Origin of the sequence: Palleronia sediminis, from assembly GCF_004358695.1 — a bacterium.
GTDB lineage: Bacteria > Pseudomonadota > Alphaproteobacteria > Rhodobacterales > Rhodobacteraceae > Palleronia > Palleronia sediminis.
Genome location: NZ_SNAA01000001.1, coordinates 162,636 through 185,479, shown reverse-complemented (window position 1 = coordinate 185,479; position 22,844 = coordinate 162,636). Strand labels below are relative to the sequence as shown.

Here is a 22,844-nt window from a genome sequence, read left to right as displayed (position 1 = left end):
CGTTTCCGCCATGGAGACGACCAGCCAGATCACGGGACGCGTTCGGCGCCGTCGGGTGTTCTACATCCCCGGCTACGATCCGATCCATCCGCGCCGCTATCGCGAACTCTACCGCAAGGAAAGCGCGGCGCAGGGCAGGCTCTCGGGCTATGAGATCGCCATCGCCCCGGCCAGCGGTGCGCGCTATGGCTGGACGGTCGCCGCCGGGATCGACGGTGAACCCGTGGATGCCCGAATCGAGGTTCTCGTCTGGTCCGATATCGTCCGCGCCTCGATGGCGAGCGGCATCCTTGCCACCTATGCGCAACTGGCGCAGACCGCCTGGACCTATATCGCCAGCGGCGCGCTGCGGCGGCTGATGTGGCTGCGCAAGGGGCCGGTGATCGCCGCGCTCTACCCTGTGGGGATGCTGCTGCTGCAACTCGCGGTGGCGGTGGTGCTGGGGGCCTTGGCGGGATGGGCGGTCGGCGCGCTGATCGGTGCCGCGGCGGCGGGTGGCGCGGCGGCATGGCTGGGCGGCGCGGTCGCGGCGGTCGCGATCGTCTGGGCCGTGCTGCGCTGGTTCCGCCGCAAGGACGGCAGGTTCTTTGCCTATTACCTGATGCATGATTACGCGTTTGCGGCGCGGTGGGGCGGGGCCAACCCCCCCGCGCTCGAGGCGCGGATGGCCGAGTTCGCCGACGCCATCGCCGAGGCGCTGAGATCGGAATGCGACGAGGTGCTGGTCGTCGGCCATTCGTCGGGGGCGCATCTGGGCGCGTCGGTGCTGGCCGACCTGATCCGGCAGGGTCGTGTGCCGGCGGGCGGCCCCGTGCTGTCGTTCCTGTCGCTGGGGCAGGTGATCCCGATGATGAGCTTTTTGCCGAAAGCCGACCGCCTGCGGGCCGATCTGCATCTGCTGGCGGGCACGAACCGGCTGTTCTGGCTCGACGTCACGGCGCCGGGCGACGGCTGCGCCTTTGCCCTTTGCGACCCGGTGGCGGTATCGGGCGTGGCGCCGCCCGACGCGCGCGGGCCGCTGGTCGTGTCGGCGGCCTTTACCCAGACCCTGCGCCCCGAGACATGGGCCGCGCTGCGCTGGCGGTTCTTCCGACTTCATTTCCAGTATCTTTGCGCCTTCGACAACCTGCCCGACCGGCCCGACGCCTATGACTATTTCCGCGTGACGGCCGGCCCGCGCACGCTGTCCGCGAGGTTCCGGGCGCGCGCGCGCTCGGCCAGCCGGATCGACCGGCCCGCCTCGTGCCACGTCACGATGGCGGCATGACGGGCGCCCCGCCCAAACCCGTGCCGCGCCCCGACCGCGTGTCGCTCTGGCGCTACCTGCGGCTGTTCCGCGCCGATATCCTGTCCGCCCAGCCCGAGCGGCTCTACCGCGCCTGGATGGCCGAGTTCCGCACGCCGTTCTTCCGGTCCTTCATGGTGAACGATCCCGATCTCGTGCGCGAGGTGCTGAAGGAGCGGCCGATGGCCTTTCCCAAGGCCACCCGCGTGAACGAGGGGCTGCGCCCGCTTCTGGGACGGTCGGTTTTCGTCACCAACGGGGCCGAGTGGCAGCGGCAGCGGCGCCTCATCGACCCCGCCTTCGAAGGGGGGCGGCTACGCGATACCTTTCCCGCGATGCTCGACGCCGCCCGCGCCATGTCGGCACGGCTGCGCCCCGGCGAGATCGATATCGAGCCCGAGGCGAGCCATGCCGCCGCCGACGTGATCTTTCGCACGCTGTTCTCGATCCCGATCGAGCACGAGACGGCGGCGCAGGTATTCCACGAGTTCCGCGCCTACCAGCGTAGCCAGCCGCTGCTCAACCTCGCGGCCTTCGTGCCCGTGCCGGACTGGATGCCGCGGTTCCACCGCCCCGGCACGCTGCGCGCGGCACGGCGCATCCGGCGGCTGATGACCGCGCTCGTCACGCAGCGGCAGGCCGCAATCGCCGAAGGTCGCGCGCCCGACGACCTCGCCACCAAGATCCTGACGGCCCGAGACCCCGAAACCGGAGAGAGCTTTACCGCCGACGAGATGGTCGACCAGGTGGCGATCTTTTTCCTCGCCGGGCACGAGACGAGCGCCGCGGCCTTCGGCTGGGCGATGTACCTGCTGGCCGCGCATCCCGAGACGCAGGACCGCGTGGCCGTCGAGGCCCGCGATTTCATGGCCGATCCGTCCTTTGCCAACCTGTCGCGGCTGCGTTTCACCCGCGACGTCTTTCGCGAGGCGCTGCGCCTCTATCCCCCGGTGCCGATGCTGGTGCGCGAGGCGACGGCGCCCGAGACGTTCCGCGACCGCAAGCTGCGGGCAGGCGATATCGTCGTCCTCAGCCCGTGGCACCTGCACCGCCAGACCCGCCTGTGGGACGATCCCGACGGGTTCGATCCCGGTCGCTGGCAAAGCGAGAACGGCCGCGCGCGGGCGCGCGACGCCTATATCCCGTTTTCGGCCGGTCCGCGCGTCTGCACCGGCGCGGGATTCGCGATGGCCGAGGGGGTGATCCTGCTGGCCGCGTTCCTGGCCGAATGGCGGGTCGGGACGATGGCGGGCCATGTCCCCATGCCGCAGGCGCATCTGACCGTGCGGGCGCGCGACGGCATCCGGCTGCGCCTGTCGCGGCGCTAGCGGCGCTGCGCGTCGCGCAACACGAACACCCGGATGGCCGAGGCCAGCCCCACATCGGCGTCACGGGTCGCGTCGATCTCGGCGGCGAGATCGTTGATCGGGCGCCCGTCCCGCGCCGCGATGGCGCGGAACGCCTCCCGGAAGGCGGGTTCGAGCGAGACCGAAGTGCGATGCCCCCTGAGCGTCAGGGACCGCTTGAGGGGGCGCGCGGTCATTCCTCGCGGCGATGCGCGTCGAGGCGGTCGCGCTCGGCACGGGTGCGGGCGGCCTCGGCGCGTTTCTCGGCACCGCTGCGGCCGAATTTCGCCGCGTTCGCGTCGGCCTTCCGCTTTTCGGCGTCCCGCGCGCGTGCCTTGCGCGCGCGGTTGAGGTTTACCGGCGTGCTCATTTCGGGCCGATCATGTCCTCGGGCCGCACCACGCGGTCGAACTCCTCTTCGGTGACAAAGCCCATGCCGACGGCTTCCTGGCGCAGGGTGGTGCCATTGCGATGCGCGGTCTTGGCGACCTTGGTGGCGTTGTCGTAACCGATCGTGGGCGCCAGCGCCGTGACCAGCATCAGCGACTCGCGCATCAGCTTGCCGATGCGTTCCTCGTTGGCGCGGGTGTCCCTGAGCATCCGGGTGGTGAAGCTGTCGGCCGCCTGACCCAGAAGCGTCATGGATTGCAGCAGGTTATAGGCCATCATCGGGTTGTAGACGTTCAGCTCGAACTGGCCCTGGCTGCCGGCGAAGCCGATGGCCGCATCGTTGCCCAGCACATGCGCGCAGACCTGCGTCAGCGCCTCGGCCTGTGTGGGGTTCACCTTGCCCGGCATGATCGACGAGCCGGGCTCGTTCTCGGGCAGGATCAGCTCGCCCAGGCCCGAGCGCGGCCCCGAGCCCAGCAGCCGCATGTCATTGGCGATCTTGTAGCACGACATGGCGGCGGTGCGGATGGCGCCCGACATGAACACCATGGCGTCATGGGCGGCCAGCGCCTCGAACTTGTTGGGCGCGGTGACGAAGGGCAGGCCGGTGATCTCGGCGATCTTGGCCGCGACGGTGGTATCCCAGCCCTTGTCGGTATTGAGCCCGGTGCCGACCGCCGTGCCGCCCTGGGCCAGCTCGTAGAGGCCGGGCAGGGCCATTTCGATCCGGTCAATGCCGTTGCGGACCTGCTGGGCGTAGCCCGAGAACTCCTGCCCCAGCGTCAGGGGGGTGGCGTCCTGCGTATGGGTGCGGCCGATCTTGATGATGTCGCGGAACTCGTCCGCCTTGGCCTCGAGCGCCTCGGCCAGCATCGTCAGACCGGGCAACAGCACCTCGTGCGCGGTGGTCGCGGCGGCGATATGCATGGCCGTCGGAAAGGTGTCATTGGACGACTGGCCCATGTTGCAATGATCGTTCGGATGCACCGGATCCTTGGATCCGATGGTGCCGCCGAGGATCTCGATGGCGCGGTTGGCGATGACCTCGTTCGCGTTCATGTTGGATTGCGTGCCCGACCCGGTCTGCCAGACGACCAGCGGGAAATTGTCGTCCCAGCGCCCCTCGATCACTTCGCCCGCGGCGGCGGTGATCGCCTCGGCAAGCCGGGGGTCGAGCTTGCCGCTGTCGCGATTGGCCTGCGCGCAGGCCTTTTTTATGACGCCGAGGGCGCGCACGATGGCGATGGGCTGGCGTTCCCAGCCGATGGGGAAGTTCTGGATCGAGCGTTGCGTCTGCGCGCCCCAATACTTGTCGGCAGGCACCTCGAGAGGGCCGAAGCTGTCGGTTTCGGTGCGGGTCTCGGTCATGCGGCGCTCCTGTCGATTGTCGCGACGGGGATAGCGCCGGGGTCCGGCCCCGTCCATCCCGTCAGCGCAAACGACGCGCGGGCGCCTATTTGCGGAACTTGTCCAGGCTCACGACCTCGGCCTCGCGCTTGCCGGGAGGGGGGGCGCCCTCGTCCTCGTCGCCGTCGAGCTCGATCATGTCGGCGGGCGGCAGGTCGGCATCGTCGTCGGCCGTGTCCGGCCCATCGAATCGCAGCCCGAACTCGACCGAAGGATCGACGAAGGTGCGGATCGCGAGATAGGGGATATAAAGCCGCTCGGGGCTGTCGCCGAAATTGAGCGTGACCGCGAACCCGTCCTCGGTGACGTCGAGATCGTCGAACCAATGCTGCATGACCACCGTCATCTCGCCGGGATAGCGATCCGACAGCCAGTCGGCGATCTCGACATCGGGGTGCATGGTGTCGAAGGTGATGAAGAAATGGTGCTCGCCCGGCAGGCCGGCATCGCGCACCCCTTCGAGCACCTCGCGGATCAAACCCCGCATGGCGCCGTGCATCAGCTTTCCGTAATCGATCGTCGCAGGCATCGGGGCTCCGGTTATTGGCAGGCCGCCGGGCAGGTGCCCGTCCGGCACATTCGACAATAGGCACATTCGCCCCGAGGGAAAGTGCGAAAACCCCACGATCCGCATCGCGGCGCCGGGTGTCGGAAAAGGGGGAGGGAAAGTGCAGGCTTCTGTTGCCAGGTGCCTGCGAACCCCGCCTTACGCTGCTAGGCGCAAGGGCTTAAGTTTCGATCACTCGAACCGCTTAAGCGGCCAGAGCAACCGGAGCACGATTGTCGTTGGCAATTATGCTTTTCCGGACCGATAACGGTGGTACCTCACCGAGACAAAGCAAACACCTTTAGACGTCCGTCGATCCTGTTTCGGCCCCATGATCCGCCAACGCCGGATGATTGGTGGAGCCGCCGGGTACCGCCCCCGGGTCCGATCCGCTTATTACGTGCGCGTTTATGTCCATAGTCCCTTGCGAGACAGGATGAATATGGCGCGCCCGACGGCGGGTTTCAAGCGCCCCCGACCCACCGCGCGCGTTTCGCCTGCGCTGTTGCCTTCGATCCCGGCCGCGTTACCCCTAAGGGGGAAATCCAGGTCGGAGGGGCAAGGGATGTTCAGGGCGCTTGTGGTGGAAAAGGGCGAGGATGGCGGGACGCAAGCCGGGGTCCAGACGCTCGACGAGGGGCGGCTGCCCGCGGGCGATGTGACCGTCGCGGTCGAGTATTCGACGCTGAACTACAAGGACGGGCTGTGCATGGGCTCGGGCGGCGGGTTGGTGCGCAGCTATCCGCATGTGCCGGGCATCGACTTTGCCGGCACGGTCGAGGCCTCCGATCACGAATGCTACAAGGTGGGCGACAAGGTCATCCTGACCGGCTGGCGGGTGGGCGAGGCGCATTGGGGCGGTTTCGCCGAAAAGGCCCGCGTCAAGGCCGAGTGGCTGGTGCCGCTGCCCGAGGGGCTGACGACGCGGCAGGCGATGGCCGTGGGCACCGCCGGGCTGACCGCGATGCTGGCCATCGACGCGCTCGAGGCCCATGGGCTGAGCCCCGACGCCCTCCATCCGGTGCTCGTGACGGGCGCGTCGGGCGGCGTGGGCTCGGTCGCCGTCGCCGCGCTGGCCGCGCTGGGCTACAAGGTCGCGGCCGTGACCGGGCGCCCCGAGAACGGCGACTACCTGCGCGATCTCGGCGCGACCGAGATCGTCGCGCGTGACGACCTGTCCGAGACGGTGAACCGACCGTTGGAATCGGAACGCTGGGCGGGCTGTATCGACGCGGTGGGCGGCGCGATGCTGGCGCGGGTGCTGGGCCAGCTCGCCTATGGCGGCTCGGCCGCCGCCGTGGGGCTTGCGGGCGGGTCCGAGGTTCCGGCCCGGATCATCCCGTTCCTGTTGCGGGGGGTCAACCTGCTCGGGATCGACAGCGTGCTGCAACCCTACGAGGCGCGCCATGCCGCGTGGCGCCGCATCGCCGCCGAGCTTCCGATGGACAAGCTCGAGCAGATGATCCAGACAGCCACGCTCGACGATCTGCCGCGGCTCGGGTCCGAGATCCTGAAGGGCCGGGTCAAGGGCCGCGTGCTGGTCGAGATAGGCGCCGCGGGCGGCTGAGCCGCACGAGGCGGCCGCACGGGGCGGGTGACACGCGCTCCGCCCGCGCTACCGTTAGCGTATCGCGAGCATAGCCACCGGCACGCGCACGCCCCGTCGGCGGGCACCAAATCGAGAGGGACGAGCACATGCCAAGCGACACCACGCAATCCGAGGGGATCCCGTCCCCCGAGGGCACGGTGAACACGATCGACACCGAATACGAGATCGGACAGGACAATATCGAAACCCAGATCGGGCCCTTCGGGCTCGATATCCACAACCCCGTCTTTGCCATTTCGGGCCTGTCGGTCGTGGCCTTCGTGATCTACGCGCTGCTTCTGCCCGATCAGGCGTCGAACTTCTTCGAATGGCTGCGCCCGGCCGTGACCGACACCTTCGACTGGTTCTTCATGTCGGCGGCGAATATCCTCGTGCTCTTTTGCCTCGCGCTGGTCGTGTCGCCCTATGGCAAGGTCCGTCTCGGCGGGTCCGAGGCGACGCCCGATTACAGCTATGCCGGCTGGTTCGCGATGCTGTTCGCGGCCGGAATGGGGATCGGGCTGATGTTTTTCGGCGTGCTGGAGCCGGTCTATCACATGGCGGTGTCGCAGCCGCTGAACACGCCCACGCCCTTCGGGCCCGACGGCGCCGTGATCCAGGACATGCAGTCGCAGGCGCGCGATATCGGCATGGCCGCCACGATCTATCACTGGGGCCTGCACCCTTGGGCGATCTATGCCGTGCTCGCACTGGCGCTGGCGCTGTTCAGCTACAACAAGGGGCTACCGCTCACCATCCGGTCGGCCTTCTATCCCATCCTCGGCGACCGGGTCTGGGGCTGGTGGGGTCATGTCATCGACATCACCGCCGTCTTTGCGACCCTGTTCGGTCTCGCGACGTCGCTCGGTTTCGGCGCGCAGCAGGCGGCGTCGGGGCTGGAATACGTCTACGGCATTCCCGACACCTCGACGACGCAGGTCCTGCTGATTTCGGGGATCACCGCGGTGGCGCTGGTTTCGGTGCTGCGCGGCCTCGATGGCGGGGTCAAGGTGCTGTCCGAGATCAACATGGGGCTCGCCGCGCTGCTGCTGGTATTCGTGCTGATCGTGGGGCCGACGCTCGCCATCCTCGCCGCCTTCGGGTCGGGGCTGGTCGCCTATATCGTCGACCTTCCGGCACTGTCGAACCCCATTGGGCGCACCGATGACAGCTATCGGCAGGGCTGGACGAGCTTCTATTGGGCGTGGTGGATCAGCTGGTCGCCCTTTGTCGGCATGTTCATCGCGCGGGTCAGCCGTGGCCGCACGGTGCGCGAGTTCATCGTCTGCGTGCTGCTGATCCCGAGCCTCGTCTGCGTCATGTGGATGGCCGTCTTTGGCGGGACCGCGATCGAGCAGGTCTTTGCCAACCCCGAAAGCTCGGCGGTCAAGGCGCAGGTCATCGACGCCTACAACCCGCCGCTGTCGCTGTTCGCGATGCTGTCGGAACTGCCGCTGGCGGCGATCACCTCGACGCTCGCGATCGTGCTGGTCATCGTGTTCTTCGTGACCTCGTCGGATTCGGGCAGCCTCGTGATCGACACGATCACCGCGGGCGGCAAGACCGACGCGCCGATCCCGCAGCGGGTGTTCTGGTGCATCTTCGAGGGTCTCGTGGCCGTGGTGCTGCTGATCGGCGGCGGGCTCGGGGCGCTGCAGGCGATGGTGCTGACCACCGGGTTCCCCTTTGCCATCGTGCTGCTGGCGCTTTGCGTCTGCATCTGGCTGGGTCTGCGCAGCGAGACGGCCGCGATCAAGCGCGCGAACTGATCGCGCCGCATCACCGAGAAACCCGCGCCCGCCTTTTCCCGAGGCGGGCGCGGTCGTATCCGGGGGCAGGGGAACCGCCCCCGCCGCCCAGACCGGAGGACGCCCTTGCCCGACGACAGCTCACCCATCCTGCTATGGTTTCGCCGTGACCTGCGGCTGACCGATCACCGGGCTCTAGACGCCGCCGCGCGCAGCGGCCGGCCGGTCATCCCGGTCTTTCTGTTCGACGAGGTGGTCGAGGGCTACGGCACCGCGCCGCAATGGCGCCTCGGCCTCGGGGTCGAGAGCTTTGCGAAACGCCTCGAGGGGATCGGCGCGCGGCTGATCCTGCGCCGCGGCCGCGCGAGCGAGATCCTGCCCGCCCTCGTGCGCGAGACCGGGGCGGGGGCGGTGTGGTGGACGCGCGCCTACGACCCGCCCTCGCGCGCGCGCGACAGTGCCGTGGGCGAGGCGCTCGAGCCGATGGAGGTCGAGGCCAAGGCGTTTCGCGGCCATATTCTGTTCGAGCCCTGGACGGTCGAGACCAAGACGGGCGGCTATTACAAGGTCTACACGCCCTATTGGCGCGCGGTGAAGGATTGCGGCGTCGACACGCCCCTGACCGCGCCCCCGGAACTCAAGGCGCCCGACACGTGGCCCAAAAGCGACCGGCTGGAAGACTGGCGTCTCGGCGCCGGAATGCGGCGCGGCGCGGCGGTGGTCGCGCGCCATGTCACCGTGGGCGAAGAGGCCGCGCAGACCCGGCTCGGCACCTTCATCCGCGACCGCGTGGCCGATTACGCGACGCGGCGCGATTATCCGGGGGTCAACGGCACCTCGAACCTGTCCGAGAACCTCACCTATGGCGAGATCAGCGTGCGGTCGTGCTGGCATGCGGGCCAGCGCGCGCTCGACGAGGGCAAGGACGGCGCGCATGACTGGCTCAAGGAACTCGTCTGGCGCGACTTCGCCTATCACCTGCTGTGGCACACGCCCCACCTGATGACCGAGAACTGGCGCCGCGACTGGGACGCCTTCCCGTGGAACGAGGACGAGACCCTGCCCGAGGTGGTCGCGTGGAAGCGGGGCCGCACGGGCATCCGGTTCGTCGACGCGGCCATGCGCGAGATGTACGTGACCGGCACCATGCACAACCGCGCGCGCATGGTGGTCGCAAGCTACCTGTCCAAGAACCTCATGTCGCACTGGAAGATCGGCTGCCGCTGGTTCGAGGAGTGCCTGATCGACTGGGACCCGGCCTCGAACGCGATGGGCTGGCAATGGGCCAGCGGGCCGGGGCCGGATGCCACGCCCTATTTCCGCGTGTTCAACCCGGTCACGCAGCTCGACAAGTTCGACCGCGACCGACGCTATACGCACCGCTTCATCGCCGAGCTGTCCGGCGATCCGCCGGACGAGGCCCGCGCCTATTTCGACGCCATCCCCGAAAGCTGGCCGATGGCGCCGGGCGACGACTATCCCGCCGAGCCCATCGTCGGCCCCAAGGAGGGGCGTCAACGTGCGCTCGACGCCTATGCCGCGCGCGACTTCTAGGCGCGGGCGGCGGCGACGGGTGGGCAAGCCCGTTCGATTTGCGTATCGCTGCCCGGCCCATGGCGCCGGGCGGAGGGCCGCGTCCGCGGTGCCTCGGGGACGTGAACGGGGGTGAGAGCCGCATGACGATACTGACCTCGACCGACGGGCAGGCGGGGCTTCCGCGCTATTTCGGCCGGGTCTTCGCGATGGCGAGCGGCATGGCGCGGGGGCGGCTCGATTTCCGCCTGCCCGACGGGCGGGTGTTCCGCGCCGAGGGCCGCGCGCCCGGTCCCGTGGCCGAGCTTGCGATCCACGACCCCGACATATTCGCGCGGCTCATCCGCGAGGGCGATCTGGGCTTTTGCGAGGGCTACCTCGACGAACAATGGAGCACGCCGGACCTTCAGGCCTTCATGGACCTTGTCCATGCCGATAACGACGAGATGTTCGACGGCTTTCCCGGCATGGCGCTGATGCGCCTGTTCGAACAGGCGCGGTTCCGGCTGCGCGCCAACAGCCGCCGGCAGGCCGCGCGCAACATCGCCCACCATTACGACCTCGGCAACGCGTTCTACGGGCTCTGGCTCGACGATACGATGACCTACAGCTCGGCCCTGTTTCGAACCGGGCAGGAGAGCCTCGAGGATGCGCAGCGGGCCAAATATGCGTCGATGGTCGAAGAGATGGGGGCGCAGCCCGGCGATCACGTGCTCGAGATCGGTTGCGGCTGGGGCGGGTTCGCCGAATATGCCGCGCGCGAGCGGGGGTTGCGGATCACGGGCCTGACCATCAGCCGCGCGCAGGCCGATTTCGCCCGGCAGCGGATCGCGACGGCGGGATTGTCGGACCGGGTCGAGATCCGGCTACAGGATTACCGCGACGAGCGCGGCACCTATGACGGCATCGCCTCGATCGAGATGTTCGAGGCCGTGGGCGAACGCTACTGGCCCGTCTATTTCGCCGCGGTGCGCGACAGGCTGCGGCCGGGCACGCGGGCGACGTTGCAGATCATCACCGTCCAGGAAAAGCGGTGGCAGGTCTATCGCCGCAAGCCCGATTTCATCCAGAAATACATCTTTCCGGGGGGGATGCTGCCCAGCCCCGGCGCGCTGAGGGCCGAAATCGCCCGCGCCGGCCTGCACGAGATCGGGTCGGTCGAGTTCGCCGAGAGCTATTCCCAGACGCTGCGCCGCTGGCACGAGCGGTTCAACGCCCGCTGGGACGCGGTCGCGGCGCTGGGCTTCGACGCGCGGTTCCGGCGGATGTGGAACTTTTACCTCACGTCTTGCGCCGCCACCTTTCACAGCGGTAATTGCGACGTGACCCAGATCTCGGTGACGCGGCCCGCCTGATGTTTCCCACCTTTGCCAAACTCGTCGCGGGCGTGCTCTTTGCCGCGCTTGCCTGGTGGATCTCGGCCGAGGTCGCCGCGATGCTCGAAAGCGGCCGCGCGGGCACGGTGTTCGGCGCGGTGAATGCGGGGCTGTCCTTTTTCATGGGGTGGCGCATCCTGGGGCGTCATGCGGGCGTGGACCTGATGACGGCCATCGGGTTCGGCATCACCACTGCCGTGGCCGCCGCCGTCGTCTGCATCGGGGCCTGGGCGTTTCACGAGATGATCGGCCGGTCGCTCGACCTGTTCTATGACGGCCCCGTCGAGGCACTGGAAGCCATGATCGAGATCGCGCTCTACGATGCCCGCCTGCTGGGCGCGCCGCAGATCCTCGCGGCGCTGTTCGGCGGCGGCGCCGTGATCGGGCTGGTCGCGGGGCTGGTCGGAAAGGTATCGCGATGACGCCCGTATTCCTGTTCGGCACGCTGCTGGACGACGCCCTGCGCGAAACCGTGGCCGGGCGCGCGCTAAACGGCCGCGCCGCGCAACTGCCCGGCCACCGGATCGAGCGCGCGGCGGCGGGCGATTATCCCGTCCTCGTCGCGGGCGGGGACGGCGCCGGGGGGCTGCTTTTCGAGGTGGATGACACGACGCTTGCCCGGCTCGATTTCTACGAGGCGGGGTTCGACTATGTCCGCGCCGCGCGGCAGGTCGTACAGGACGGGGCGCCGGTGACGGCACAGGTCTATGTCGCCGCCACCCCTCAGGAGCCGTCGGGCGCGGGCTGGTCGCTGAGCGACTGGGCGCGGGACTGGGGCGCGCTCACCCGCCTGGCGGCGGTCGAGGTCATGGCGGGTTTCGGCGCCATCGGCGGCGACGAGCTGCGGTTCAGGATGACGACGATCCGCCAGCGGGCGCTGGCGCGGCTGCGCGCGGCCGAGGCACCCGCGCCGCGCAGCTTGCGCAGTGACATCCACCGCGATGCGGTCGAGGTGATCGACGCGCGCGCGCCCTATGTGCATTTCTTCTCGGTGGCCGAGATCGACCTGACCCATCCACGCCATGACGGCGGGCGGAGCGCGCCGATCAATCGCGGGGCGCTGGTCAGCGGCGATGCCGTGACCGTGCTGCCCTATGACCCCGCGACCGACCGCGTCCTCGTGATCGACCAGTTCCGCTTTGCGCCTTTCGTGCGGGGCGACCTCTATCCATGGGTTCTGGAGCCCATCGCCGGCCGCATCGACCCCGGCGAGACCGCTGCCGATGCCGCGCGCCGCGAGGCGCGCGAGGAGGCCCGCGTCGAGATCGGCGCGATGCACCGCGTGGCGGGCTATTACCCCAGTCCCGGCGTGCTGACCGAGTATCTCGAGAGCTTTGTCGGGATCGCCGATCTGTCGGATGCCGCCGACCGGCTGGCCGGGCGTGCCGACGAGAACGAGGATATCCGCGCCCATGTCATCCCCTTTGCGCGGCTGATGGATCTGGTCGAAAGCGGCGAGGCCGATACCTCACCGCTTCTGCTCTCGGCCTTGTGGCTGGAACGGGCACGAAACCGCGGCACCCTCGCTTGAGTTCAACCCGGTGGCCCCCTAACCATGCAGGGCCGCCGGGAAAAGGAGCGCGCCCATGACCATCCATGCCGACCTGGCCGCCGCCGTCGGGAACACGCCGCTGATCCGCCTCAAGGGGCCGTCCGAGGCGACGGGCTGCGAGATCCTCGGCAAGGCCGAGTTCCTCAACCCCGGCCAGTCCGTCAAGGACCGCGCGGCGCTGTTCATCATCCGCGACGCCGTCGAAAAGGGCCTTCTGGAGCCGGGCGGCACCATCGTCGAGGGCACCGCCGGCAATACCGGCATCGGGCTGAGCCTCGTCGGCGCCTCGATGGGCTTCAAGAGCGTCATCGTCATCCCCGAGACCCAGTCCGAGGAAAAGAAGGACATGCTGCGGCTGGCGGGCGCGCGGCTCGTGCAGGTGCCGGCGGTGCCCTACAAGAACCCCAACAATTACGTGAAATATTCGGGGCGGCTGGCGGCCGAGCTTGCCCGGAGCGAACCCCACGGCGCCATCTGGGCCAACCAGTTCGACAACACCGCCAACCGCCGCGCCCATGTCGAGACCACCGGCCCCGAGATCTGGGACCAGACCGGCGGGCAGGTCGACGGCTTCATCTGCGCGGTGGGCTCGGGCGGGACGATCGCGGGCGTGGCCGAAGCGTTGCAGGGCAGGGGGGTCAGGATCGGCCTTGCCGACCCCGAGGGCGCCGGCCTCTTCAAGATCTACACCGGCGAGGAAAATCCCGGCAATTCCATCACCGAAGGGATCGGGCAGGGCCGCATCACCGCCAATCTCGAGGGGTTCACGCCCGATTTCTGCTACCGCATCCCCGATGACGAGGCGCTGCCCATCGTGTTCGACCTGCTGGCTCACGAGGGTCTGTGCCTCGGCGGGTCGTCGGGCACGAATGTCGCGGGCGCGATGCGGATGGCGCGCGAGATGGGGCCGGGCCACCGGATCGTGACCATCCTGTGCGACTACGGAAACCGCTACCAGTCCAAGCTCTTCAACCCCGCCTTCCTGCGTTCCCGGAACCTGCCCGTTCCCGCCTGGCTCGAGACGGCGGGCCCCGAGATGCCGACCGTCTTTCAGGACGCATGATCCGCAGGACCGGGCAGGCGCTGCGCCGCGGGCTCGCGGCGCTGATCCTGCTCTATGCGGCGGGGATCGCCGCGGCGCAAACCGTCGAGCCACCCGATTACGATGCCTGGAACCGCCTCGCCGAAGAGGTGCAGCAGGCGCTGGAGAACGGGGCCGAGGCCGAGCGGCTGGAACGGCTGCGCGCCCGCATCGCCGAAAGCCGCAATGCCTTCCTGGCCGCGCAGAGCCAGAACGCCGCCCGGATCGAGACCGTCCGCGCGCAGATCGCGGCGCTTGGCCCGCCGCCCGAGGAAGGCGCCCAGCCCGAGCCCATCCCCATCGCGCAGCGTCGCATGGAGCTCAACGCGCAGCTCGAGGAATTGCGCGCCCCCGTGGTGGCCGCCGAAGAGGTCTATACCGAGGCCGACGGGCTTGTGGCCCAGATCGACCGGACCATCCGCGAACGCTATGCGAGCCAGTTGCTCGCGCGCGAGGGCTTTCCCTTCAACCCCGCCTATTGGGTGGGGGCCGTCGATGTCGTGATCGGCGGCGCCGACGCGCTGGCCTCGGAGATCGCGGTGCGCTGGGACAATCCGCGGGTGCGCCGCCGTGCGATCGACCGCTTGCCGGTGGCCGCGCCGCTGGCCGTGATCGCGATTTTCCTGATCCTGCGCAGCCGCTTGTGGGTCTGGATGATCGAAAGCTGGGCGGTCGACAACTCGGCGCGATGGCGCGGCGTGCTGGGCTTTGTCCTGTCGCTGGGCAAGGTGGTGCTGCCGCTGACCGGGCTGTGGCTGATCGCCGTCGCGCTCGAACTGACGAATTTCGCCGGCCCCAAGCTCGCGCTTTTTGTCGACAACCTCTGGATCGTGGGCGCGCCGCCGCTGGTCGCGCATTGGCTGGCGTGGCTTTTGCTGCCCTACGATCCGACGCGGCGCGGCCCGCTCAACGTCGCGCCCGACAGGCGACAGCCGTTCCGCCGCTATACCAAGGCCGTGGGCTTTGCCACCGGGGTCATCATCCTCGTCGAGCTGCTGGCCGCCATGACCGACCGCAGCGATATCGCGGTATCGGTGTTGCTTTGGCTGCCGCGCATGGCGCTGGCGTTCTTCCTGTTCCGGCTGGGCCGGCTGGTGCAGGAACTCCAGCGTCCGGTCGAAGAGGCCGAGGAGGGCGTCGACACGACGCTCGGCGGCTCGTTCACGCGGGGGCTGGGGCGGCTCGTCTGCATTGCCGCCATCGCGGGCGCCGCGCTCGGGACGGCGGGCTATGCCAACGCGACCGACGCTCTTCTCGTGCCCACGGTCGAGACGCTGGCGCTGATCGCGCTGGTGCTGCTGCTTCAGCGCTTTGTCTCCGATCTCTACGCCGTGGCCACCGGCCGCCCCGAGGGCAGCGCCGACGCGCTGGCCCCCGTGCTGATCGGCTTTGCGCTGACGCTGGCCGCGCTGCCGGTGCTGGCGCTGGTCTGGGGGGCGCGCGTCTCCGCCCTGACCGAGATGTGGAGCCGGTTCCAGGCCGGGTTCTCGATCGGCGACACGCGGATCCTGCCCTCGGATTTCCTGACTTTCCTGCTGGTCTTTGCCGCGCTCTTCGCGCTGACCCGGTTCATCCAGGCGACACTGCGCGGGACCATCCTGCCGCGCACCCGCATCGATATCGGCGGGCGCAACGCCATCGTCTCGGGGCTGGGCTATGTCGGGGTCTTCGTCGCGGCGCTGGCCGCGATCTCGGCCGCGGGGATCGACCTGTCGTCGCTGGCCATCGTCGCGGGCGCGCTGTCGGTGGGCATCGGCTTCGGCCTGCAGAACGTGGTGTCGAACTTCGTCTCGGGCATCATCCTGCTGATCGAGCGGCCGATCTCGGAGGGCGACTGGATCGAGGTCAACGGCCAGATGGGCTATGTCCGTGACATCTCGGTGCGCTCGACCCGGATCGAGACCTTCGACCGTACCGATGTCATCGTGCCCAATGCCGACCTGATCTCGGGGACGGTGACGAACTGGACGCGCGGCAATCTCGTCGGACGCGTCATCGTCAAGGTGCGCGTGGCGCTGGGCACCGACACCCGCGAGGTCGAGCGCATCCTGCTGGGCATCGCCCGCGCGCATCCGATGGTGGTGCTGAACCCCGAGCCGTGGATCTATTTCTCGGGCTTTTCCGACAACGCCATGACCTTCGAGATCCGGGCGATCCTGCGCGACGTGAACTGGGTGCTGAACGTGCAATCCGACATGAACCACGAGATCGTCCGCGCCTTTGCCGAGGCCGGCATCGCGATTCCGGTGCCCCAACGCGACGTGCGCCTGATCGACCAGACGGCGCCCGGAGTGCCGCACTGAACGCAGAGACGCCGCGACGCCATTTGCACTCGAGCCCCCTTGCACAAGCCCCGCAAGCCCGGCTAGACCCACCCGACGGAGCGGTGGCCGAGTGGTCGAAGGCGCACGCCTGGAAAGTGTGTAGGCGGGAAACCGTCTCGAGGGTTCGAATCCCTCTCGCTCCGCCACTTGCCCCCGCGAAAGCGTTCTCCCGATCCGGCTGCGGCCGGATTTTTCCGTTGTTTTCGAGGGTTATGCGGGAGGGGCTGTTAACCGGCCCCGCTGCTAGGAGGCCCCGAAGCTGTCTCTCGGGGCCGATATTCTCCGGACCTGTTAACCGCCGCGTTTCCGGTGAATAGCCTCAAGTCTTTGCTTTCAAGTGATCTTTTGAAATCCGTGACGCAAGCGAATTGGTAAATCCATCTGGATGGCGGATGGAACAGAGATCGAACGCTGTCCGCTGCGCCGCAGTTCAGCTGCAGCTGGCGACCACTCGCCACAGCGGCCGTTCGTGCTTTGTGCTGAGTCAGCCGCGTGTTAGCATCGCGAAAAAAGCGGTGAGGCGAGCAGTTGGCCCAGAAGTCAGACATCGAATGGACGGACGCGACGTGGAACCCGGTGACGGGCTGCACCAAGGTCGGTCCTGGTTGTGACAACTGCTATGCAGAGCGGTTCGCAGAGCGCTGGCGTGGAATTGCCGGACACCCCTACGAGCAGGGCTTCGACCTGACACTCTGGCCCTCAAGGCTGAAGCAGCCCGTGCTCTGGAAGAAGCCGCGGATGATCTTCGTCAACTCGATGAGCGATCTCTTCCACAAGGACATCGACCGAACATTCATCGACGCGGTGTTCGATGCCATGGAGCAGGCGGATTGGCACGTCTACCAGGTGCTGACCAAACGCAGCTCGCTCATGCGCAACTACGTCCGGGAGCGGTATGATGGAGGGCCGGTCCCTCTCCACATCTGGCTCGGCGTTTCGGTCGAGGACGCCGCGCACACGAGTCGGATCGAGCACCTGAAGCAGATCAATTCCGACGCACGCTTCATCTCGTTCGAGCCGCTGCTCGGACCGATCGGGGATGTTGATCTGCACGGCGTAGCGTGGGCCATCGTCGGGGGGGAGAGCGGGCCTCGGGCACGACCCATGGATGAAAGCTGGGCCCGCCAGCTTCGTGACATCTGCGACCGTGACGATGTGGCGTTCTTCTTCAAGCAATGGGGCGGTGCGCGACCGAAGTCGGGCGGGCGTCTGCTCGATGGTGAAGAGTGGAATGGCTTTCCGTGGAAGATTGTTCCCGAACCCATCATCCGTGCCCTGCAACCCGAGGATGCTTGATGCCACCTCGGATCGAAAACTATCAGGGGCGTGAACAGTCGTTCATCAAGCACCTGTTTCTCAACAAGTACCTTGAATCAGCGGCGTACAAGCTGTTCCAGGGCAGATCGCCGGTCTTCAATTTCGTGGATGCATTTGCGGGTCCGTGGCGGGTCTCGGACACGGACAAATACTCAGACGCTTCGTTTTCTCAGGCGATAGAAACGCTGGATGCTGTCCGCCGGTCGCTACTAGATATGGGGCGCCCGGGGCTAAAGGTTCGTTTCCGGTTCTGCGAGCGAAACCCGGCTTCGGTCGCCAAGCTCCAACAGTTTGCCGCCCAGAAGCCCGAATTCGATATTCGGGTGTTCTCTGGTGCTTTCGAGGACAATCTCGATGACATCCGCTCCGCCTGCTGCGATGGCTTCACTTTTACTTTTATCGATCCGACCGGCTGGAATGTTGAGTCCGGCAAGATCTTCGATTTTCTCCGGAGTCTCAACGGAGAGTTCCTGTTCAATTTCATGGCCGAAGAAGTGAACCGACACGCAGGTTGGGATGGTGTGGCGCAATCGGTCGGTCGCTTCCTAGCGGACCCCGCCTGGAAGGCTGCGTTCGAGGCGCTGCCCGAGGGGGCCAACGAAGCGAAAATCCTGCATCTCTTGAAAGCCAGGATGAAGGAGGCACGGGTCGCGACGTATCTGACGGACATGGCCATCCGGAAGCCTCGTGAGGACCGGATTAAGATGCGCTTGATCCTCGGCACGCACAGTAGTTTCGGCGTGGAGGTGTTCCGAAGAGTTCAGGAAAAGGTGGAAAGGGAGGCGGTTCGCACGCGCCACGCTATCCAGACCGAGGAGAGCGGCCAGTCGCAGCTCTTTCCGGATGATCAGATCATCGCTTTCGAGACTGATCGTGATGGGGTCGGCTGTTCTGCCCACATGGGCTGGGCCACCGAACTGGTGCTTAGCATTGTTGCCGACAGACCTGGGATTGCATTCAGCACGCTTGCCGGCGAGGTTATGGAGCAGGTCCCCGTTCGGACCACGCATCTGAACAAGATCGCGGCGGCAAACAGAAAGGCCGGGTTGCTGCGGTTCAACCTTGCGAATGGCAAGAGAACCCCGAGCCCCGAGACAAAGCTCTGGCTTCCTAGTGCCAACTTTGAATCGGGTTCACCCCGATCATGCAGCTGAGCTTGCCACCTCAGACCTCGAAAATTCTGCTAGGATACGTTGCTCCGCCTCTGCGCAGTATTTTGGGTTAAGTTCAATACCGATTGCACTCCTACCGGAACGAAGCGCAGAGATTGCCGTCGTGCCAGAACCCAAGAAGGGGTCCAACACCACCCCCTCTTCCGGGCAGCCACAAGCGAGACATCGGTCGACCAGTTCAGTAGGAAATGGCGCGCAATGGCTATGTGGGTTCTCTGGGCGGGCAGCTATCCGCCAGATATCCTCCTCTCCATCAAGCGCCTCCCTGTTAAAATAGTACTTTGGCCCCTTGGAAAAGATAAAGACATTCTCGTAGGTACGGTGGGGCCTGTCGTGGGCGGTCGGCTCGCCAAGACTTCCAGGACGCTCCCAAATCACAGCGCTTCGAAGTGTCCAACCTGTTGACTGCATAGCGGTGGCCACGCGCCAAGGAAGACCAATGAGTGATTTTCTCGGTAGGCCTAGGCCGGGACCATCAACCGCGCGTAATTTCTCTCGAGCAAGCTGCCTGCCCGAGTTCTTTTTGTCTCGGCCATGCGGCTTACCCTTCGCATTATAATAGGCGTCGCCAATATTTAAGAAGAACACTCCGTCCGGCCTGAGGACTCGCCTGAGCTCTCTGAATGGCTCAACTAGTGCGCTAACATATTCGTCGATTGTTGCCTCATGCCCGATTTGTCCTTCGCACTCATAGTCCCGCTGCCAAAAATATGCCGGTGATGTTACCGCCGTGTGTACGAGATCAGATGGAAGGGACCGAAGGCCCTCTAAAACGTCGGCGTTCAGGATCTTATAACTCTGATTGCTGCCGACGTGCCCTGTCAGGCTTTGCATGTCCGAACCGGAAGTGCTTGGGACTTCAGGGCCGACCGACGACAGACAATGTCCTTCGCTGTTGTCCGTAGGCTTCGATTTGGCCAGAAAAGCATGCACTGAAGCCTCAGACACTCTAATTTGACCTTTTTTTCCGAGTCTTACATGCTGCAACTCTCCCGTTCTGATCGCCCGACGCAAAGTCGAAAGAGATAGCTTAAGCGTCTCTTCAAGCTCCTGCAGTGTGAAAAAACGCTCAAGCATTTGATACTCCAAGTTGGCCGGCTCCACGCCCAACTCTTGTCACAGATAGCCATTGGTAGTCAATGGTGATCAAGATTGCCGACGTAGCTTACAGCCCAAGGCTGGCTCGGAGGGAAGACACAAGACTTGTCCGATCAAACGCCGATGCCAGAACCACCTCTTGGTTTCCGATACTGGATTGCACTCTCGGCGCGATTCCTTCCGGGAAGAGCACCACAATCTTCGGGTTCATGGTTTCAGCCCCCCAAAGATCGCGAAAATCAGAAATGTAGCCCAACGCCTTATAAACACTGTCACTAATGTATGATCCATCTGCAGTTTTCTTAACCTCGACGAAGATCACGCGTCGACCAGCCGGGCTGTCATGAACCAACATGACGTCTGGCCGACGTCCAACGCCACGAACACCATCGTGTGCGTCAAGTATTTTGAGTTGATACGACTTGCAACCGAGCACTGATACCGGGGACTGGTCGAAGTACACTCGGATGCTTCCAGCTCCCGCTGTGAAAAGTGCGATGTGGTCGCGACCTGGAGCAGCAAGGCCATACTGAGTGGGTGCGCCTAACCCGAGCTCATGCTCTAGGAGATCAAGAACCATGACCAATGCAAATAGTTCAAAAAGATCATCATCACTGACCGGGGCAAGCCAGTTGACTGCCAAGAGCTCGAGAATGTGGCGCCAGCGACTTGTGCGATCTTTTTGTGAGTACCGCTGCCGTCGTGTCGCGAGCACAGATGCGAGCCGGTATGCCGGTAACCGTTGTCTCTGCGCGGCCAGTCGCATCGGCGAATCCAGCCAACGTGGCGGTGGCACCTCTCTAAACCACTGATGGCGCAATGCCTCTTCGCAGCCCTCACGAATGATCGAAAGCTGTGGCAACAGGGCCTTTGAGCCAATAGAGGACTCGACCAGTTTGACTGTCCGCGTGAGGTCATCGACCAACCAACGGACAAGCGCGTTCTCTGGAAGCGCAAAGCTCCGCTGCGGCAGTCTTGTGACAAATTGTGTCGGCAAGAGCCGACCCGACGTTCTGCCAATTGCAGTTAGGTCCCAGCGGGTGTTTCCCCTGAGCATAGGCCCAACAACGGCCGTTTCGCCGACCTTTTCGTTAGCCAGGGAGTCCAACAAAGGCGGAAGCTGTCGTGTGCAGAAGTCGATGTAATCGCTCGAGGTCAGGTCCACAATACTGGCGATGAGCTCTACGCTAGCGTCACTATTTGACAGACGTTCAAGAAACTCTGCTAGAACAGAAGGCTCTACGGGCGTAGCAGAAGAATGGCCAACAGATTTTCCTATATTTGAAAGATGACGTCCCGCTCTCGCAGGATCTGTCACGAAGCTGTGCCATTCTTCGCGAGCAATCACTCAACAAAACCAGTCCAAACTGCGAGGCGGCCTGCAAACGCCTTCAAATCATCTTCTCCAACGTGTTTGCTTACAAGAGCAAGAAAATTTTCGTGCTTGTCTGCACGGCCTTGAAACTGAGGCGCAACATACAAATCGAGAGTAGATGCCAACAGAGAAGCTGTTGATCGGCCTGCATCGAGGGATATTTCACTACGAGCTTGCCGCATAATTGCCTCTGGGATTGCGTAGCCCATGGCCATGTCGATCGATGCTAGCCCAGTAGGTTCCGCGAAGAGGCTTTTGAGTGCGGCGAGGAAGTCAGGACGTGTAGCTGCTAAGCCATCCGCCCCACTACCGGCGCCTGAGTCGAGCAAGTCATTGTAAATAGAGACAGCCGGAATCTCGATTGGAATAAACGCAAACCGCCGGACAAATGCATAACTGAGCCGTTTGAGGCTCGCTTTGTCTGCGTCGTTCATCGACCCGATGAGTCTCCACCAAGACGGAAGCCGAATAATTTCGGTCAGATCATCCCCTGGGGAGCTTTCCGACGCTAGGCGAATGCGGCGGCTCACAGAGTCCCCATTGGCGTTTTGGGACTTCACAAGGTACGGCAGATCGACATCATTCCCACTTAACAATGTGAAAAGTTCGCCGAATGCTTTGTCAATGTCTGCGCGATTGATCTCGTCGATAATTAATGCACGTTGTGCTGACATCGCGTTTACAACAAAACCTGGCAGAAAATCTAGCTGACCCAAAGATGTTAAGGACGGGAAGTAGCCGCCGATTGTGTCGACGGTTGTCCACTGGTCGGTTGCCGCTACCATCGTGACAGGAATTCCCGTGGCTTTGCAGAGTCGACGAGCCAGTTGTGTCTTTCCTGTGCCGGGTGGGCCAGTGAAGATGACGTGCATTCCGGCGCGTAATGCGGCCATAGCGCGGAATGCTGCTTCTTCCATCCCCCTCAGCTCTCCGAGCGCGATCCGAATTTCCTCGGCCTCTACTTCCCAGGTATATTCCGAGGCATCCTCGATGTCCGATGCAACGTTCGCTGAAGGTTGCGTCACGTTAGCGACTGCTGAAGTAGCCGTTGTTGGTATCGAAGGAGGAGGTTGAAGTAGTGAGAAAAGGTTAGCGTCGCTTATGGGGTTCGCATCGAGCGGCAAGGCGTCAAGTGCCGGATCGGGAGTGTCGTCGAAAATGCCTCCAATCAATCCATATTTGTTGAGTTCAAACTCACTGACGAACTCAGCAATCGCGTCCGCATGAGAGGGAACATCATTCGCCCGATAAAACCATGCGGCAAGATTGTGGATTGAAATCGGTACGGTTCCCACCACCTCCGCTCCGCGATTGGCTAGAACGGTTAGAAAATCCGGATGAAAAGACCACAAGTCGCTACTAGCACCACTGCCCTGCACATAGATGAAGGACTTGCCAGTACGCATACGCTGCAAGCTCGTTCCCGCGTAGGCCTTCGGCTTCCAATTCGTTGACCCCTCTTTTGGTGCGCCAAATGGCACATACCACGGTCGCTCTGTCGGTCCGCCCACCGGGTGAAAGTATTGGCGCATCAGGTCGGTTTCTTGTGCGCTACCAAATGCCTTTGATGGGGTCGCGGAAATCGGGACATCAGCCTTAACCATGCCCAAGAAACTCACCAGTGAAGGGTGTGTTCGAGACGGCAGATGTTCGAGCGCGAGGGATACGTGGGCGGCTGTAAAAAATGGCATGGACAGTCTGACCG

The 22,844-nt window shown here is 65.0% G+C and carries 19 protein-coding genes, 1 tRNA gene and 1 other RNA gene; 13 read left to right on the top strand and 8 right to left on the bottom strand.

Going from position 1 to position 22,844, the window contains the following annotated elements:
- Positions 1-10: 10 nt before the first annotated feature.
- Together E2L08_RS01010 and E2L08_RS01005 are read left to right on the top strand one after the other, a co-directional pair.
- On the top strand, positions 11-1,267 hold the full coding sequence (locus tag E2L08_RS01010; RefSeq protein WP_133395180.1) for a hypothetical protein: 1,257 nt from the start codon (positions 11-13) through the stop codon (positions 1,265-1,267).
- Positions 1,264-2,613, top strand: coding sequence for a cytochrome P450 (locus E2L08_RS01005; RefSeq protein ID WP_133395431.1), 1,350 nt, complete (start codon positions 1,264-1,266; stop codon positions 2,611-2,613). Before E2L08_RS01010 ends, E2L08_RS01005 begins: the two co-directional genes overlap by 4 nt.
- On the opposite strand, the gene E2L08_RS01000 is transcribed toward E2L08_RS01005, so the two are convergent.
- From E2L08_RS01000 to ssrA, 5 genes are all read right to left on the bottom strand, one after another.
- Positions 2,610-2,828: a ribbon-helix-helix domain-containing protein gene (locus tag E2L08_RS01000; RefSeq protein ID WP_133395179.1), complete on the bottom strand. Its 219-nt coding sequence runs from the start codon at positions 2,826-2,828 to the stop codon at positions 2,610-2,612. The genes E2L08_RS01005 and E2L08_RS01000 overlap by 4 nt on opposite strands.
- Positions 2,825-3,001 carry a DUF4169 family protein gene (locus tag E2L08_RS00995; protein ID WP_133395178.1) on the bottom strand — a complete coding sequence of 59 codons (177 nt, stop codon included), beginning with the start codon at positions 2,999-3,001 and terminating at the stop codon, positions 2,825-2,827. Before E2L08_RS00995 ends, E2L08_RS01000 begins: the two co-directional genes overlap by 4 nt.
- Entirely contained in the window at positions 2,998-4,389 is a 1,392-nt protein-coding gene (gene fumC / locus E2L08_RS00990) for a class II fumarate hydratase (RefSeq protein ID WP_133395177.1), read from the bottom strand. Before fumC ends, E2L08_RS00995 begins: the two co-directional genes overlap by 4 nt.
- A gap of 85 nt (positions 4,390-4,474) precedes the next feature.
- Positions 4,475-4,957, bottom strand: coding sequence for an SspB family protein (locus E2L08_RS00985; RefSeq protein WP_133395176.1), 483 nt, complete (start codon positions 4,955-4,957; stop codon positions 4,475-4,477).
- A 138-nt stretch (positions 4,958-5,095) separates the two neighbouring features.
- Positions 5,096-5,447, bottom strand: a transfer-messenger RNA (tmRNA) gene (ssrA, locus tag E2L08_RS00980).
- Between the two features lie 93 nt (positions 5,448-5,540).
- On the opposite strand from ssrA, the gene E2L08_RS00975 reads away from it, so the two are divergent.
- The 11 genes from E2L08_RS00975 to tcmP all read left to right on the top strand — a co-directional run bounded on the left by E2L08_RS00975 (position 5,541) and on the right by tcmP (position 18,648).
- A complete protein-coding gene (locus E2L08_RS00975) occupies positions 5,541-6,542 on the top strand; it encodes an MDR family oxidoreductase (protein ID WP_133395175.1) in 1,002 nt (333 codons plus the stop codon).
- A 128-nt stretch (positions 6,543-6,670) separates the two neighbouring features.
- Entirely contained in the window at positions 6,671-8,332 is a 1,662-nt protein-coding gene (locus E2L08_RS00970) for a BCCT family transporter (RefSeq protein WP_133395174.1), read from the top strand.
- Between the two features lie 105 nt (positions 8,333-8,437).
- On the top strand, positions 8,438-9,865 hold the full coding sequence (locus E2L08_RS00965) for a cryptochrome/photolyase family protein (protein WP_133395173.1): 1,428 nt from the start codon (positions 8,438-8,440) through the stop codon (positions 9,863-9,865).
- Between the two features lie 122 nt (positions 9,866-9,987).
- Positions 9,988-11,199: an SAM-dependent methyltransferase gene (locus E2L08_RS00960; protein WP_133395172.1), complete on the top strand. Its 1,212-nt coding sequence runs from the start codon at positions 9,988-9,990 to the stop codon at positions 11,197-11,199.
- Complete coding sequence (locus E2L08_RS00955; protein WP_168771012.1) at positions 11,199-11,642, top strand: TrgA family protein; 444 nt, start codon at positions 11,199-11,201, stop codon at positions 11,640-11,642. The genes E2L08_RS00960 and E2L08_RS00955 overlap by 1 nt, the downstream gene beginning before the upstream one ends.
- Entirely contained in the window at positions 11,639-12,751 is a 1,113-nt protein-coding gene (locus E2L08_RS00950) for a gamma-glutamylcyclotransferase (RefSeq protein ID WP_133395170.1), read from the top strand. Before E2L08_RS00955 ends, E2L08_RS00950 begins: the two co-directional genes overlap by 4 nt.
- 55 nt (positions 12,752-12,806) lie before the next feature.
- A complete protein-coding gene (locus E2L08_RS00945) occupies positions 12,807-13,835 on the top strand; it encodes a cysteine synthase A (RefSeq protein WP_133395169.1) in 1,029 nt (342 codons plus the stop codon).
- Complete coding sequence (locus E2L08_RS00940; RefSeq protein WP_133395168.1) at positions 13,832-16,156, top strand: DUF3772 domain-containing protein; 2,325 nt, start codon at positions 13,832-13,834, stop codon at positions 16,154-16,156. Before E2L08_RS00945 ends, E2L08_RS00940 begins: the two co-directional genes overlap by 4 nt.
- A gap of 77 nt (positions 16,157-16,233) precedes the next feature.
- Positions 16,234-16,323: transfer RNA gene (locus tag E2L08_RS00935), tRNA-Ser, on the top strand.
- A 382-nt stretch (positions 16,324-16,705) separates the two neighbouring features.
- Positions 16,706-17,473 (top strand): DUF5131 family protein, encoded by a 768-nt coding sequence (locus tag E2L08_RS00930; protein ID WP_133395167.1) that lies wholly within the window; start codon positions 16,706-16,708, stop codon positions 17,471-17,473.
- Entirely contained in the window at positions 17,473-18,648 is a 1,176-nt protein-coding gene (gene tcmP, locus E2L08_RS00925; RefSeq protein WP_133395166.1) for a three-Cys-motif partner protein TcmP, read from the top strand. The genes E2L08_RS00930 and tcmP overlap by 1 nt, the downstream gene beginning before the upstream one ends.
- Here the strand turns inward: tcmP and E2L08_RS00920 are convergent.
- From E2L08_RS00920 to E2L08_RS00910, 3 genes are all read right to left on the bottom strand, one after another.
- Positions 18,637-19,755, bottom strand: a complete 1,119-nt coding sequence (locus E2L08_RS00920; RefSeq protein WP_133395165.1) for a DNA methyltransferase — start codon at positions 19,753-19,755, stop codon at positions 18,637-18,639. The genes tcmP and E2L08_RS00920 overlap by 12 nt on opposite strands.
- 76 nt (positions 19,756-19,831) lie before the next feature.
- Positions 19,832-21,112 (bottom strand): hypothetical protein, encoded by a 1,281-nt coding sequence (locus E2L08_RS00915; protein WP_133395164.1) that lies wholly within the window; start codon positions 21,110-21,112, stop codon positions 19,832-19,834.
- Positions 21,109-22,830, bottom strand: coding sequence for an AAA family ATPase (locus tag E2L08_RS00910; protein ID WP_133395163.1), 1,722 nt, complete (start codon positions 22,828-22,830; stop codon positions 21,109-21,111). The genes E2L08_RS00915 and E2L08_RS00910 overlap by 4 nt, the downstream gene beginning before the upstream one ends.
- Positions 22,831-22,844: the final 14 nt, after the last annotated feature.